Below are 13355 nucleotides of genomic sequence, written 5' to 3'. Positions count from 1 at the left end.
GGAAGCACCAAAAATATTTTCCGTTATCGAATTCTTTATCACAAAAAGTTAACGTTCAAACCATCATGAGAACAGCAGTTATTGCCGGAGCATCCGGCCTGGTAGGTAAAGAACTTGTTTATTATCTTTCCGGTTCGCCGGAATATAGCCGCATCCATTTATTGGTTCGTCGCCAAATGGAAAATCCGGGCGATAAAATCATCGAACACCTGATTGATTTTGACCAGCTGGTGGATTTTTCGCTGGAAGAGCGCATCGACGACGTGTATTGTGCATTGGGCACGACCATGAAAAAAGCCGGCAGCAAAGACGCTTTTCGGAGAGTGGACCTCGAATACGTCGTCACGCTGGCCAAACGCGCCAAAGAACTGGGTGCCCATCGCTTCCTGGTCGTCAGTTCGATGGGAGCCGATCCCAAATCGATGTTTTTCTACAATCGCATTAAAGGGAAAATGGAGAAGGCCATTCGGAAAATCGGAATGGAAACCACGATTATCGTGCGTCCATCGCTTTTGTTGGGCGACCGCAAAGAGAAACGATTTGGCGAAGAGTTCAGTGCTGTAATGATGAAAATCCTTCGTCCTCTCATTCCGAAGAAATACCGTGCCGTATCGGCCGGAAAAGTAGCCGGAAGCATGTATCACATGGCACTAACAGCCAGTCCGGGATTACACATTCTGGAATCGAACGAGATTCAGGATATGGAATAATCTCCTAACGGGAAGAATCAGGTTTTGTAAAAAGACGGTGTAAAAATGGCCAGTACCGAAAGGATCTCCAGACGGCCCAGAATCATATTAAACGATAGGTAGTATTTCCCAAAATCGGTTATTCCGGAAAAGTTGTTGGCAGGTCCCACTTTGCCTAGTCCCGGACCAATTCCGCCCAGCGTGGTAATCACACTACTGAACGCCGATTTATAATCGAGACCGGTGCTCATCATGATGATGGAACCAATCAGGAAAGTCAGGAAATAAATAAAGACAAAGGAATAGATACTCAGGATCACGCGCTCGCTAACCACCTGTTTGTTGTACCGAACCTGCACGACCGAATGACGACTAATCATCTTATGAAAAATCCGCCGGGCATTTTTGAACATGATCAAATGTCGCGCAACCTTAATTCCTCCACCGGTCGACCCCACACTGGCCCCGATAAACATGATAAAGAAGATCACCAGAATGGCCATTGGCGGCCACTGACTGTAATCAGCCGACGAAAATCCGGTTGCGGTAATGATGGAAACCACCTGGAAGAGCGATTGCCGGAAAGCTTCTTCCAGGTCGCCATGGTAAAAATGACGTACTTCATTCGCCAGAAAAAGAGAAACCAGGATGAGAATTCCCCAGTACAAGCGGAACTCTTCGTTTTTAAACACGGCTTTCCACTTTTTATGGAAGAAGAAATAGTGCAGTGAGAAATTCATTCCCGAAAGGGCCATAAAAACAATCAGCACATACTGAATGTACGGCGAAAACTGCATGGCACTGGTGTTCTTCGTAGAAAAACCACCGGTAGCCACCGTCGCAAAAGAGTGGCACACCGAATCGAACCAATCCATGCCGCCGGCCATTAGTAAAATGGTTTCGGCCACCGTCAGCACGAGGTAGATAAACCACAAACGCTTGGCCACATCGATGAAGCGGGGCTTGATTTTGTCGACACCGAAAAAGGAACCTTCGGCAATCATCAAATGCTGTCCTCCCACCCTGAAATACGGCATGATGGCAATTACCAGCACAATAATTCCCATACCACCAATCCAGTGCGTTTCGGCACGCCAGAACAGAATGCCTTTCGACAATCCTTCGATGTCGACCAGAATAGAGGACCCGGTCGTGGTAAATCCTGAAACCGTTTCGAAGAAAGCATCCACAAAACGCGGAATGGATTGACTCAACAGGTAGGGCAATGTCCCAAACAATGCAATGAAAATCCAAACCAGCACCACCACCAGGAAGCTGTCCCGCAAACCGGGCTCTTTCACCAGGTTACGATAGGTCGACAGCACCATTGTACCGCCGGCTGCCATCGTAATCACAAATGACCAGGCAATAGCATACACATCGGTACCTCCATACAAAAGCGAGATGGGAATATCGACGAGCATGAACAAGCTTTCAAAAATCAAAGCAATGCCCAGTGTATTGGTAACCAGTTTAAAATTTATATCCTTCATTCAAATGCTTGCGGTAGTTGCACACACTATTAAGAGCGACTTCTACTCAGGTTAAAACAAAATTGAGTCAAAAAAGCTTACCTCACCTGTTTTTAACAAGCAGGAGGCGACGAATCGGATAAATGCAAAGGGATATGATGATCTTTCAGGGCGTGAGAAGAGGCGAAACAAAATGCGCTATCGGACGCCAACCTTCGCTCTGCCCCGACGGGAAGTGCAAAAGTAAGGGCCTGCTGCTCCACTTCCGGAGTCACTTGAGTTGGATTGTCTGCGGTATCACCCAACAGCGCCCAAACCATAGCAGATTTCGCAGACTCTTTTTTTCCGTCAGATTGTCCTGAAAATTGAACATACATTTTAACTGTCACCTGCAAGACACAGGTAAACATGATGAAAACAATACTATGTCGAATGAGCCTGCTTTTCATTTTAACGGCGCAAAAATAGAATATTTCCTTCCTATTCAAAGTCATCCAACCGCCGAATTTAACACTTAAATGAGTAAGATAAGATTAATTAAACATTGATTTAAGATTCAACCTGCCCTAAGCAAAGAACATTATTTTTATCCCTCCCGGAGAAACAACGAAGATGTCAGCTCAATTTGTTCCCCGCATCAATAATTGGTAACTTCAAAGTTTATGTGAAACATGTATAAATGGAAAGGGCATGCCGCTCCATTTACTGTTTTGTATCGACCATCTGATAATGAACAAATTTAACTTCCACATATGACAACAGAAACGGGTGAATCATTTGCCCTTTTGACCGGTGCCAGTCAAGGATTGGGGAAACACATGGCTTTAGAGCTGGCCAGAAGACAATTCAATACCATTCTGGTAGCATTGCCCAACGAAGATATCCAAAGCATTGCCAAACAGTGCAGAGCTCTTGGGGTGAAAGCTTATTACTATGAAACAGACCTGACGAAGAAGGAGAATCTTTTGGCGCTTACGCACTGGCTCAATGAAAATTTCAACATCAGCATTCTCATTAACAATGCGGGCTTGGGCGGAACGGAAAGTTTCCATGAAACCAACGTCGATTTTGTCGACCGCATCATTCAGTTAAACATTCGGGCTACCGCGATGATTACCCACCAGTTGTTGCCCAATATGATGCAGCAAAAGCAAGCTTACATCCTCAATGTCTCCAGTATGGCTTCGTTTTGTCCGATGGCTTACAAAGCGGTTTATTCAGCATCCAAACGTTTCATTCAGCACTTTTCCCGCAGTTTGCACCAGGAACTAAAACACAGTCATGTATTTGTCAGCGTGGTTCACCCCGGCCCGATGAAAACCAACGACGACGTCACGCAGCGCATCAAACAGCAGGGAATGTTGGGAAAGATCGGTTTGCTTTCGCCGGAAGAAGTTGCCAGAAGAAGCATTCATCAGTTGCTGAAGAAGAAATCGTTTATTCTGTTGGGCTGGAGCAATCGTCTGAGCTGGCTTTTCATGCGATTTGTCCCGACGTGGATCAAGTTTCCTATGCTGAACCGGGCTTTCCGGCGCGAATCTAAATTTCAAATTGAATAAGAAGGTGTATGCCAACCATATTAGTCACCGGTGCCAATGGTCTGTTGGCCACCCATATTATCATCGAATTACTTGATAACGGGTATCACGTAAAAGGCTTGTTGCGTGACCGCCGGAAGTTTCAATACCCCGCACACCCGAATCTCGAGCTCATCGAGAGCGATATCACCGACTTTCCTTCCGTAAAAAATGCTTTAGCAGGATGCGAATCCGTCATTCATGTGGCAGCGCTAACGGCTCAAAACCTCCTCCGTTATGATGCTTATGAAAAGGTGAATGTCCAGGCTTCCGAAGAGCTCATCAAGCTGGCAATCGATGCCAAAATCAAACGGTTCGTTTACGTCAGTTCAGCCAATGCATTTGGTTACGGAAGCAAGGAAAATCCCGGAAACGAAACGACCGCCATGAAAGCGCCATTCACCTCCTCTTTCTATGCCCGAAGCAAACAGCAAGCACAAAATCGGGTCTTGGCCCACCGGGAGCAAATGGAAGTCGTGGTCGTCAATCCCACGTTTATGCTGGGAGCCTACGACGGAAAACCCAGCTCCGGACAAATCATCTTCATGGGCTACCACAAACCGGTTATTTTTTATCCGCCGGGAGGAAAGAACTTTGTACATGTAGCCGACGTCGCCAAAGGAACGGTGCTGGCCCTGGAAAATGGAATCGCAGGCGAAGCGTATCTCATGGCCAATGAAAACCTCTCCTACCGGGAATTCTTCCGCCGACTGGCAGAAGTTACCGAACGCAGACCCGTGCTGATACCGATTCCCAAATTCATTTTAATTGCCGTTGGATATCTTGGCGATCTGCTTCGTTTTATCAACTACCCGGTCAGTTTCTCGTCGGTCAACATGCGGAGCTTGTGCGTACACAACTACTACAGCAACGAGAAAGCGAGCAAACAACTGGGCATGACCTTTCATCCGGTTAAGCAGGCAATTGAAGAAGCGGTCCAATGGTTCCGGAGTAAGGACATGCTCAGTTAATCCATTCAAATCCCAAACTGACCGGTTTCGACCCAGGCCATATTCAGTAACGACCAGAAATCGGTGGCCAGTTTATTCGTCACATAATCATAGGGCATCCAGCCGTAGCCCTGCTCACCCCAGTTTGCTCCCCACGAGTTCCGGATGAGTAGCGCACCCGTCGTGGTTTTATTGCATTTCGTATTCTTCAGTTTCTTGCTGTCGTCGTAACCAACCGCTACAATGGCATGTCCCCATTGTGCCTGTTCTCCCGGACACGGGTATGGAATTCCACCAACGACATCACACGAATCAAACGAGGCAAATCCCCAGAAGCCAAACATCGAAGGAATTCCTGCTGCCAGGAATTTCTTCACACCAAGCAAGACATCATCACCCGGAACATTGGCCCCCTGCGGATCATGGCAGAAATATTTCATCGCTTTGTAATCATCGGCAATGGCGTACACAAAACTACCCGGCTCTTTGTCGAACTCCGGTTTAGCATCCGTGTAAGGCCAGAATTTCTCGTCCGGGACACCGCAAAGAACCAGTGCCCCCATTGTGTTTCGCAACCAGGCTCCGGTATCGCCCGTAACTTGCATCAGGTTTCGCGTGGTTTTATAAATAAACAAGCGCGATGCGTCAATATATTTGTTGTTCGCTTTTTTCTCGAAATATTCAATAATTCCAGCTGCCGCATGCGCCGTACAGGCACCCAGATTTTTCTGGTTTTCTACCGGAGAGCACCATTCCCGCAGGTCCATTTTAGCCGGAAGCGCTTTCAACTCCTTTCCTTTCGGCAGTTTCAGCTTTTTAGCTATCGTGGCAATTTCCGGTTTCTTTTCGGTATAGTCCCGCAGATCGGGCAATGGCGGCAGCCATCCGGTCCCAACCAACTGATTGCATTCAATTAACTTCACTTGTTTATAGGTTGCATACATTTTTCCTTCCTCCTCTTATCTGGTTAAAAATAGGGTGGATATAAACAGCCTGAAAAAACTCAGGCAGTCCTCTGGTAAAAGGTTGAGAGAATGGGAAAAATGTGGGATTAATAGTAAATATACAATTTATCGTCCACGATGCCAATGCAATACAAAAGAAACGAGCGATATTCACTTATCCTTTATACTTTTATATCCTACTAAAAGTTGACTGATGCTTCGATTTAAAACGGCCCGATTAAACATTCGCAATGTGGAAGAAAGTGACTTCGATGAGCTTCTTCGTATCTACAACCGAAAGAAAAACATGCAGTATGTGTCCGATGGAAACTATCGCTGGGCAAAAAAAGAACTTGTCGCAAAATACCGGAAATTCAACCAGCACATAAAAGATGGTTACGGGATATTCGCGGTAGAATTGAAAGATACCAACCAAATCATTGGTGAAGCTGGCCTTTTCAATTCCTTCGACGATTTATCGGTGCTGGAGCTCGGTTACATCATCGACTCCGCTTTTTGGCAACAAGGTTACGGGACGGAGATTTGTCAGGCCTTAATCGATTATGCTTTCAGTACCCTAAAAACAGAACAACTCATCGCCCGGATGTATGCAGCGAATCACGCTTCGGTTCTCGTTTCCGAGAAATGTGGAATGAAGAGGGTTAAAAACGGATTTGCTTCGGATGGACAGGAGTTTCTTGAGTACGCTATCAAGTGTTAGTTCAGTTTGAAACTCATTTCCCGCCAGTAATTTCACTCATCACATCCTGGCGGTGTTCCAGTCCCCACTCTACCATCACGTCCAGCACATTTTTAAAGCGGCGGCCTGAATCAGTCAATTCATATTCCACCGTTACCGGGATCGTGTTGTGGACTGTGCGTTTCACGATGCTGTTCATCTCCAGATCCTTTAACTCTTTCGAAAGCATGCGAGGCGTTATTTTCGCGATATCACGCTCCAACTCTTTGAATCGTTTTTTTCCATAAAGCAATGAGCCAATAATCGGCAGTTTCCATTTGCCACTGATGACGTTCATCGTGTCATTCACCGCCATCACGTAGTTACTGGAACACATCTTCACTTCGGCCAGTACCGTTGCATCACACGCCATAACCATTGAATTTATTGATACTATACTTCGGTATACCGGTATACTTTAGTATAGTAGTTACTTTTCAATAGCAAACATAGTGTATTTTTGCCATTGTTTTTAATTGGTCTAAAAAAAATTACCATGAATTTAAATGATAACCTGAAATGGCGTTATGCCACCAAGAAAATGAATGGCAAAGCCGTTCCTGAAGAAAAACTACAATATATCCTGGAAGCCGCCCAGTTGGCGCCGTCTTCCTCAGGGCTGCAACCCTACTCGGTTTTGGTGATTAGCAATAAAGAACTGAAAGAGAAGATGAAACCGATTGCCTGGGACCAAAGTCAACTCACCGATGCATCGCATGTTTTGGTTTTTGCCGCATGGGAAAATTATACCGAAGAGAAAATCAAAGAGGTATTCAGCCGTACGATTAAAGAACGTGGTTTGCCCGAAACAGCGATGGATGCCTACCGGGAAAGACTGTGGGGCATGTACTCACAAATGCCGGAAGAGTGGCACTTCCACCACGCTGCCAAGCAGGCATATATCGCCTTTGGATTGGCCATTGCTGCTGCCGCTGAACAAAAAGTAGATGCCACCCCGATGGAAGGTTTCGACGCTGCTGCCATGGATGAGTTGCTCAACCTGAAGGAAAAAGGATTGCGCAGTGTAACAATTCTGCCGCTGGGCTACCGCGACGGAAACAACGACTGGCTGGTGAATATGAAAAAGGTACGTACGCCAAAAGACAAGTTTTTCATTGAGCTGAACTAAACAGATTATCTCGCAACATAAAATCAACCGCACAGGTTAATACTTGGCGATTATTCATGCTACGGATGGAAGGCTACTGCTTTTCATCCGTTTTTTTGTTTTTCAAAACAGACCAAAGAACCTCAACAAAAGACACAAATTCATTAAATTAGAGTTACATCAAACCAAACGATTAACGAAATACCGGAAAGCCATGAAAAACATCCTGCTGCTTTCAACCCTTTTCTTCCTCCTCGCCCCCGCCTACGGACAAGTACTGGTAACCTTCCGGATCGATCTTGAGGACCTGATAAGTGCAGGGTTATTTTCTCCTGCCGATGGCAACAAGGTATTTGTCAGAGGTTCATTTAACAAGTGGAAAGGAACTGCCTATGAGCTAAAGAGGTTACCAGAGCAGCGCATTTATCAGGGTACTTTTGATATAATGGAGGAAGCAGGAGACACCATTTCCTACAAATTTGTGATTGAGAAAAAACAAGGCCATTTCTTCTGGGAACGAAACCCGGATCCAACTAATCCCGATCGTGGGAACAGGCAGTTCATTCTTGAAAAAGAAAAAATAGTCCTACCGATTGCTCACTTTCGTTACGATGAATATTTCAGCTACCCAGCCGTCTTTAGCAAGCAGAAGTTGCAGGAAGACTTCCGGCAATTCCGCCAAATACTTGAGACTACCCACCCGGCACTGTATGACTATACAACCAAAGAAGTACTTGATTCACTCTTTGACCTAAGCTACTCCCGGATTGATACAGCACTTGACTTCCGGACATTCCTGATGTTGATGACCGAAGTAATTTCGCAGGTGGGCTGTGGTCATTCCAGTCTTTGGATTCCAAACGCCTACTGGAATGTGGCGCCCGAAAGATTGTTTCCTCTGAAGTTGCAAGCAGCGGAAGGGAAAACCTACGTAACCGGCAGCTACGATAACAAGGAAGAAATTCCGGTCGGCAGCGAACTACTCACAGTCAACCAATTGCCGATATCCAATATTATCAGCCAGTTGGCTGCTCTCACTTCAGCTGATGGTTTCAACCACTCATACCGGCTCACCAAAGCCACCCAGAATTTCGCCATTAAATATGCCCATGCCTATGGCTTTCAGGATACTTTTCAGATAGAATATTTAGTTCCGGGAAAGCGACAAAAGCAAGTGGCGTTCCTTCAGCCAGTTTCCAAAGAGGCCATCGATAAAAGCAAAACGAAACATACGGAACTATCATTTAAAGAAATCGAAGGAACCAACGCGGGCGTTTTAACCATCAATACTTTTGGCTATTACAGCCGGGTAGGTATGTTCCGGAGTTTTGTCGATAGTGTTTTTCAGGTAATCGAGAAAAATGCAATCGGGAACCTGATACTTGACCTACGGAGAAACGGCGGCGGCGATCCCTTTTGTTCCTCGTACCTCTGGGCTTATCTGGAACCTGAGCCAGTACCTTATTTCGAGGACCACTACGGTAAATATGATACGCTGGCGAATCCAGTCCCTCAACCAGCCTTTCCCTATCAAGGCAAGTTATTTACCCTTATCGACGGAAACGGCTTTTCCACCACCGGCCATTTTTGCGGACTACTGAAATATCATCAGGTGGGCAAGTTTATCGGTACCGAGATGGGGGCCACTTACACCTGTACCGGCAATGCGACTTACCCTCCATTGAAGCATACCCGGATCATGGTCGGGACGGCGCGTGTGAGACGATATACCGCCGCGGTTAAAAATATGGACCCGAAGCGGGGAATTATCCCTGATTATCCTGTAGAATTAACTCAGCAGGACATTATCGACGGGCGGGATGCAGTAATGGAATATGCGCTTAAATTGGCCGGAACTACCGACTAAACATCGTTGACCGAAAATCAAAAACCACCGATTTCTGGTGAAAATGAACAGAAAGCTCTATCTTTGAAACGCTTTGAAAACAAAATAACGATATCACCCAACTCCCTTCCGGGAGAACCAGGAAGAGCCGAATAGCAGCTTTTAGTTGCTGTCTTTATCTTGCATGCTCTTCAGACTCCATTATTTTACAATTTATGATTCAGGTTGTGTGTGGCTATTCGCACATAAACCATCACACATTAAATAAAAAGTTATGACAATCACAGATATACTGGCGAAAGCTCAGATGCCATCGTTATATGAGAAAGGTTCCGCCGTGATGTGGACGGATCCGTACATTTCAAAGCAAGTGTTACAAATTCACCTCAACGAGGAAATTGACCTGGGAAGCCGAAAAAAGTCGACAATTCTGCAAACTGTTGACTGGATGCTCAAACAATCCGAAAAGAAGTCACTGAACATCCTGGATTTGGGATGTGGTCCCGGCTTGTATGCAGAGCAATTGGCCAACAAAGGCCACGAGGTCACCGGTGTTGACTTTTCGGAGAATTCCATAGCGTACGCCCGCGAAGAAGCGCAACGCAAACAGCTCGATATTAGCTACCTGCAGGCTGATTACACCGCGCTGGAACTGGAGGCCAATCAATTTGATTTGGTTATCCTGATTTACACCGACTTTGGTGTGTTGATACCGGATGACAGGGAAAAACTCCTCAAACTGGTTCATCGGGTATTGAAGCCTGGTGGTAAATTCATCTTCGATGTGCTCAACGACAACGAACCAGAAAAGAAAACCACGCCTAGAACGTGGGAAGCATCTGCCGGAGGATTCTGGAAACCGGATCCCTACCTGGTACTTTCTGAATCATTTCTCTATCCGGAAGAAAAGGTGATTCTCTATCAGCATATCGTCGTCGACGAGCAGGATAAAAGCGATGTTTACCGTTTCTGGACACACCTGTTCTCACATGGTGATTTGAGCGGAATGCTGAGCAAACATGGTTTTAGTTCCATTAGTTTCCATGAAGATGTGCTGCCCAGAAACGATCCATGGAGCGGTGAGAATGTTACCTTTTGTCAGGCCATCAAAGAATGAGCAAAAGAATAAATTGCATTCTAACAACGAAGGCAGCCTGATTGGGCTGCCTTTTTATTTCTTAAAAACGTCACTATTTCAGAGTCATTATCCAGTCGTTCCCAGCGCATTAGCAATGGCGTTCACGCACTGCAAGAGCGCAAACAGGTACTGGTCTTCATCCGGAAGATTGTCCTTTTTAGCAGTCCGCCATTTACTGAGCAGTTCAATCTGTGCATCGTGAAGATGTGCCAGCGCTTCCGCGCGAAGCATGGTGGAATAATAATGATTCTTCCGACGTTCATGAATGGGTATCTTCAACAGATCGGAAAGCATATTTTGGGTCAACTCGAACTCGGTTACCATTTTAGTCATCATCCGTTCCCGAACATCGACATCCTCCACCAAGGCAGCATATTTTGCCATGATGCGCTCATCGGTAGACGCCAGGCTCGAGTCGAGGTTGGTCATCACATACCGCACAAACGGATCGTATTTTACTAATTGACAAAGTTTCGCATATTCCTCCTTGTCGTTGGTCTGCATCTCTTTCAACGTAGAGCCCACGCCATACCAGCTGGTGATATTGAATCGCGACTGCGCCCAGCTGAATACCCACGGGATGGCCCGCAAATCCTCGATGGAACGCTTACCCGTACGACGGGCCGGACGGGAACCAATCTTGCTCGATTCAATCACATCAATGGGAGTAGCCTGCGAGAAGAATTGGATGAAATCAGGATCCGAAATCAATTCATGGTAGTAATATTGTCCCCGCTCTCCCAGCTTGCGGAACAAACCTGCCACATCTCCATTCCCGGAAGGAAGAAACTTGTGCAACGCTGTTTGTGCCGTGACACTCGCCAACATCAACTCCAGATTATAAGCCGCGTTAACCAGGTTGGCATATTTCCGCTCGATGGTTTCCCCCTGCTCGGTTACCCGGAATTGTCCATTGATGGAACCGTAAGGCAGCGTTTTGATGAACCAGTGCAGCGGTCCCGAGCCACGACTGATACTTCCTCCTTTACCGTGGAAAAAACGAACGATAACCCCGTGCTTCTTCCCCACTTCGGTGAGGTGGCGCTGGGCTTCGTTCAAAAACCACGAGCTCGCCAAAATACCACCATCCTTGTTGCTGTCGCTGTACCCGACCATTACATCCTGGTAGAGGGCATTGGCTTTGGTACGTTCGCGTTGCAATTCCAAACTGTTCTTCACCACAGGATGGCTCAGATAGTCATCCAGAATCTGCGGGCTCGCCTTCAGGTCACCGATGGTCTCGAAAAGCGGTACCACCGGCAATTTGGCTGCCAACGCATTGTTGTATTCAATCGTGAGTCCTGCCTCGCGCATGAAGAGATAAACCGTGAGCAAATCTTCGGCGTTTCGGGTCATACTGATGATGAGCTTACCAATGGAGCGTGAACTATAACGACTAATGTGATTCTTCACGACCTGTAGCGTCTCGACAACATTGCGGGCTTCGTTGCCGGTTCCTGAATGTTCCAGCAAGAAAGGCCGGTTCATCTTCAATTCGGCATCCAAAAACTGACGCTTGTCTTTTTGTTCGGCAAGCGAATCAGCGCCGGCATCTACCCCTAAAGACGCAGCAACTAACTGTTCCAGCGCTTTCTCGTGGAACTGACTATTCTGACGAATGTCGAGCTGCGCCAGGTGAAAACCGAATACATTGAGCAGTCGCTTGCAGCGTCCCACATCGACGTGTGCAATCTCCGGAATACCGAAACTTTCCAGTTCCTGTGAGAGAATGTCTAAATCCGCTACCAGTTGTTCGGAGGAGCGATACCGGTTTTCAGCATCTTCAAGTGCCATGTTGTATTCCTGCGTCACATCGATGGGCAACTTGTGCAGCAACAACATGACGTAGGCTTTGAATATTTCGTTTTGATTTTCTTTCAGCACTTTTTCTCCTGACGCCCCCAAATCAGAAACCAGTTGTCCTAACCGCGTAGCAAAATCTTCGCCGGCTCCATGCAAACTAATGTAAATACTCAGTTTCTGAGCCAGAGTGAGCAGCTCTTTCTTGACAATCACAAAAGCATGAATGCGTAGTTTATTCAGCGTCATGCGGGTAATTTCCGGCGTTACCAGCGGATGGCCGTCACGGTCACCACCGACCCAGTTTCCAAACGATAATCCCGGAAACAAATCAGTATCATTCAGCTTAGCTACATCAAATCCGGATTCTCGCCAGGCCTGCCGCAACCGCTTGTCGAGGAAGACCACGACATCGGGGAAGACATTGGTGAAGTAGTGCAGAATATTATCGAGCTCCGATTCCAAACGAGGCTTTTCGATGTAAATCTCATCGATGTTCCACAACCGGTGCAGAATTTGTTTGATCTCATCGCGGATATCCTCCCGTTCGATGTGGGTGTACATCTTGTTTTCACGACGAACCAACAACAGGTACAACCGGCGGTATTCCTGTAACACTACGGTCCGTTTTGCCTCAGTAGGATGTGCTGTCAATACAGGCTCGACCAGCACATTGGGCAATACTTCCAGAATTTGGTCTTCCGTGACTCCTTTTTCCTTCAGCAATTTGAAATTCGCCGACCATAATCCGTTAACCGAACTCATATCCCGATCTTCCCTGGCTCGCCGGCTTTGAACAGCTCCATTCACTTCAACCAGGTTAACCAGTTGAAAGCTCATTGAAAGCATGTGAATATAATCGTTACTCAGAAGTACTTCTTCGGGAGGTTGTTCATCGGAACTAATCCAGGGAATGTAAGGAACTATGTCCTGTTTGCCGCTTTCTTCGAGCACTTCGCGAAAGCAAGTCAACAAAAAATCCAAATCTTCATACGGCCTTCCCAGCGCGTTCCTCACTTCGGTGAATACAGTTTTCATAGTCATCGCAATTTTCTACCGAACTAAACATCCGAAATAATGAACAGTTCAATA

At 46.4% G+C, this 13355-nt stretch carries 12 protein-coding genes; 7 read left to right on the top strand and 5 right to left on the bottom strand.

Features of this window, described 5'->3' with window-relative positions; all coding sequences use genetic code 11:
* The first annotated feature begins 65 nt into the window (after positions 1–65).
* Positions 66–710 carry an oxidoreductase gene (locus tag AC060N_RS07515; RefSeq protein WP_479526545.1) on the top strand — a complete coding sequence of 215 codons (645 nt, stop codon included), beginning with the start codon at positions 66–68 and terminating at the stop codon, positions 708–710.
* Positions 711–727: 17 nt separating this feature from the next.
* Here AC060N_RS07515 and AC060N_RS07510 read toward each other — a convergent pair whose 3' ends face one another.
* Together AC060N_RS07510 and AC060N_RS07505 are read right to left on the bottom strand one after the other, a co-directional pair.
* Positions 728–2182 carry a TrkH family potassium uptake protein gene (locus AC060N_RS07510; RefSeq protein ID WP_463230214.1) on the bottom strand — a complete coding sequence of 485 codons (1455 nt, stop codon included), beginning with the start codon at positions 2180–2182 and terminating at the stop codon, positions 728–730.
* Positions 2183–2274: 92 nt separating this feature from the next.
* On the bottom strand, positions 2275–2571 hold the full coding sequence (locus tag AC060N_RS07505; protein ID WP_479526544.1) for a hypothetical protein: 297 nt from the start codon (positions 2569–2571) through the stop codon (positions 2275–2277).
* A gap of 342 nt (positions 2572–2913) precedes the next feature.
* Between AC060N_RS07505 and AC060N_RS07500 the strand changes: the two genes are divergently transcribed.
* Entirely contained in the window at positions 2914–3720 is an 807-nt protein-coding gene (locus AC060N_RS07500) for an SDR family NAD(P)-dependent oxidoreductase (RefSeq protein ID WP_463230210.1), read from the top strand.
* A gap of 8 nt (positions 3721–3728) precedes the next feature.
* A complete protein-coding gene (locus tag AC060N_RS07495) occupies positions 3729–4709 on the top strand; it encodes an NAD-dependent epimerase/dehydratase family protein (RefSeq protein WP_479526543.1) in 981 nt (326 codons plus the stop codon).
* Positions 4710–4714: 5 nt separating this feature from the next.
* Here the strand turns inward: AC060N_RS07495 and AC060N_RS07490 are convergent, their stop codons facing one another.
* Positions 4715–5611 carry a C1 family peptidase gene (locus AC060N_RS07490; RefSeq protein ID WP_479526542.1) on the bottom strand — a complete coding sequence of 299 codons (897 nt, stop codon included), beginning with the start codon at positions 5609–5611 and terminating at the stop codon, positions 4715–4717.
* 235 nt (positions 5612–5846) lie between these two features.
* Between AC060N_RS07490 and AC060N_RS07485 the strand changes: the two genes are divergently transcribed.
* Entirely contained in the window at positions 5847–6353 is a 507-nt protein-coding gene (locus AC060N_RS07485; protein ID WP_479526541.1) for a GNAT family N-acetyltransferase, read from the top strand.
* A gap of 13 nt (positions 6354–6366) precedes the next feature.
* Here AC060N_RS07485 and AC060N_RS07480 read toward each other — a convergent pair whose 3' ends face one another.
* Positions 6367–6744, bottom strand: coding sequence for a winged helix-turn-helix transcriptional regulator (locus AC060N_RS07480; RefSeq protein WP_211297908.1), 378 nt, complete (start codon positions 6742–6744; stop codon positions 6367–6369).
* A 123-nt stretch (positions 6745–6867) separates the two neighbouring features.
* Between AC060N_RS07480 and AC060N_RS07475 the strand changes: the two genes are divergently transcribed.
* The 3 genes from AC060N_RS07475 (at position 6868) to AC060N_RS07465 (ending at position 10442) form a co-directional block, all read left to right on the top strand.
* Positions 6868–7500, top strand: a complete 633-nt coding sequence (locus AC060N_RS07475; protein ID WP_479526540.1) for an NAD(P)H-dependent oxidoreductase — start codon at positions 6868–6870, stop codon at positions 7498–7500.
* A gap of 193 nt (positions 7501–7693) precedes the next feature.
* The gene (locus AC060N_RS07470; RefSeq protein ID WP_479526539.1) at positions 7694–9346 is read left to right on the top strand and encodes a S41 family peptidase; all 1653 of its coding nucleotides are present in this window, start codon (positions 7694–7696) and stop codon (positions 9344–9346) included.
* 253 nt (positions 9347–9599) lie between these two features.
* Positions 9600–10442, top strand: a complete 843-nt coding sequence (locus tag AC060N_RS07465; protein ID WP_479526538.1) for a class I SAM-dependent methyltransferase — start codon at positions 9600–9602, stop codon at positions 10440–10442.
* A gap of 87 nt (positions 10443–10529) precedes the next feature.
* Here the strand turns inward: AC060N_RS07465 and AC060N_RS07460 are convergent, their stop codons facing one another.
* Entirely contained in the window at positions 10530–13301 is a 2772-nt protein-coding gene (locus AC060N_RS07460) for a phosphoenolpyruvate carboxylase (RefSeq protein ID WP_479526537.1), read from the bottom strand.
* Positions 13302–13355: the final 54 nt, after the last annotated feature.

Source organism: Prolixibacter sp. DSM 2831, from assembly GCF_056493735.1.
The sequence above is the reverse complement of the archived record's forward strand: the minus strand, read 5'-3'. Positions and strand labels throughout refer to the sequence as shown.

Excerpts from the sequence above, each read along its gene's own strand:
- AC060N_RS07515 (WP_479526545.1), top strand. The coding sequence starts at position 66 with ATGAGAACAGCAGTTATTGCCGGAGCATCCGGCCTGGTAGGTAAAGAA.
- AC060N_RS07510 (WP_463230214.1), bottom strand. The coding sequence starts at position 2,182 with ATGAAGGATATAAATTTTAAACTGGTTACCAATACACTGGGCATTGCT.
- AC060N_RS07505 (WP_479526544.1), bottom strand. The coding sequence starts at position 2,571 with ATGTTTACCTGTGTCTTGCAGGTGACAGTTAAAATGTATGTTCAATTT.
- AC060N_RS07500 (WP_463230210.1), top strand. The coding sequence starts at position 2,914 with ATGACAACAGAAACGGGTGAATCATTTGCCCTTTTGACCGGTGCCAGT.
- AC060N_RS07495 (WP_479526543.1), top strand. The coding sequence starts at position 3,729 with ATGCCAACCATATTAGTCACCGGTGCCAATGGTCTGTTGGCCACCCAT.
- AC060N_RS07485 (WP_479526541.1), top strand. The coding sequence starts at position 5,847 with ATGCTTCGATTTAAAACGGCCCGATTAAACATTCGCAATGTGGAAGAA.
- AC060N_RS07480 (WP_211297908.1), bottom strand. The coding sequence starts at position 6,744 with ATGGCGTGTGATGCAACGGTACTGGCCGAAGTGAAGATGTGTTCCAGT.
- AC060N_RS07475 (WP_479526540.1), top strand. The coding sequence starts at position 6,868 with ATGAATTTAAATGATAACCTGAAATGGCGTTATGCCACCAAGAAAATG.
- AC060N_RS07470 (WP_479526539.1), top strand. The coding sequence starts at position 7,694 with ATGAAAAACATCCTGCTGCTTTCAACCCTTTTCTTCCTCCTCGCCCCC.
- AC060N_RS07465 (WP_479526538.1), top strand. The coding sequence starts at position 9,600 with ATGACAATCACAGATATACTGGCGAAAGCTCAGATGCCATCGTTATAT.
- AC060N_RS07460 (WP_479526537.1), bottom strand. The coding sequence starts at position 13,301 with ATGAAAACTGTATTCACCGAAGTGAGGAACGCGCTGGGAAGGCCGTAT.